This is a genomic window from Mesorhizobium sp. WSM4846, assembly GCF_055811415.1.
On sequence record NZ_JBVVPZ010000093.1, the window covers coordinates 1 to 1,554 of the forward strand.

Annotated in this window: 1 protein-coding gene; it reads right to left on the reverse strand. The window is 68.9% G+C overall.

The features are described from left to right. Nucleotides 1–1,554, reverse strand: a 1,554-nt coding sequence (locus tag AC0L15_RS33130; protein WP_473498400.1) for a cobaltochelatase subunit CobN, incomplete at both ends; no start/stop codon positions are given.

The following is a 1,554-nucleotide window of genomic DNA, read 5'->3' on the forward strand; positions in this document are numbered from 1 at the left end:
TTCGGCTTTTGCGGATCCGTGGTGTCGAGGACGATGACGTCGGCGTTCTTGCCAAGCGCTGCAAGCGCTGCCGAAAAACCGCCGATGAAGGCGACATCGGCGGAGCCTTCCAAAATGTCGCGGCCGGGGTCGTCTCCGGTATGGACGAGGAGGTCGGCCTCGGCGACGCGACCCTCGAACGCGCCGGGCGACGAAATCCCTTCGCCGTCAGCGCCGCCATAGGCATGCGAGGTGGCGTCGAGATAGGCGCGACCGATTTCTTCGCGCGCCGCCCAGTCGCCGCTCGACAGCAACGCCTCGATACCGGCGCCGTAGGTGCCGGGCGAGGTGCCGAAAATGCGCGGGCTGATCTTGCCATCGGCGCGGGTTTTTGCGGCGAGCGGGTTTTCCGTCGCGTCCTCGTTGCGGGCGGCGACGGCGTTGGCGGCCGCATCGATCAGGGCGATCTGGGTCGGGAACATGTCGCGGAACAGGCCTGAAATGCGCCAGGTGACATCGACGCGCGGGCGGCCAAGGGTGGCCGGCGGCAGCACCTCGATGCCGGTGACGCGGCCGGTGGCGCAATCCCATTGCGGCCGGCAGCCCATCAGCGCCAGGCCTTGCGCGATCTCTTCGCCACCGGTGCGCAGCGAGGCCGAGCCCCAGAGGTCGATGACCAGCGAGCGCGGCCAGTCGCCATGCGCCTGCATGTAGCTGCGCAAGACCTCGTCGGACGCCGCCCTGCCGAGATCGAAGGATGTCGGCGTCGGCATGGTGCGTGGATCCGACGTGAACAGGTTGCGGCCAGTCGGTAGGACATCGCGCCGGCCACGCGCCGGCGCGCCGGCAGGACCGGCAGGGACATGGCGGCCGTCGAGGGCCGCGATCAATGCTGATTTCTCGGCCGCCGCACTTTGCTCGCGCAGCTGATCGGCCTCGCCCTCGGCTGAGCGGCCGTAGATGTGCAGCCCGTCCTTGATGGCGAAGTCCTTGAGGTCGCAGAGCCAGGCGTCGATGCGGCGCAGCGCTTCGTCGGGCGCGTCGGTTCCGGCGACGCCGGCCTCGTAGGCGAGCCCGGTCTTTTCAGCGGTTTCGACAATCAGCCTCGCCAGGCGGTCGCGGCGGCGGCGGTCGAGCCCGTCGGCCTGGGCATATTCGTCGACCAGCCGCTCAAGCTGGTGCTGGTTCTCGTCCAGCCCGGCACCGGTCAGAGGCGGCGGCAGATGGCCGAGGGTGACGGCGGCAATGCGCCGCTTGGCCTGCGCTGCCTCTCCCGGGTTGGAGACGATGAAGGGATAGATGACGGGCAGGGGCCCGGTGACGATCTCGGGAAAACAGGATTCGCTGAGCGCCACTGTCTTGCCGGGCAGCCATTCCAGCGTGCCATGGGCGCCGACATGGACGAGGGCATGGACATCGAGCGTCTTGCGCAGCCAAAGGCCGAAGGCGATCAGCGCATGGCGCGGCGGCAAGATCGGGTCGTGATAGTCGGCGCGGCGGTCGACCGAGCGCCCGCGGTCGGGGGCGATCGCCACGGTGATGTTGCCGAAGCTGGTGGCGCGGAAGGGGAAATTT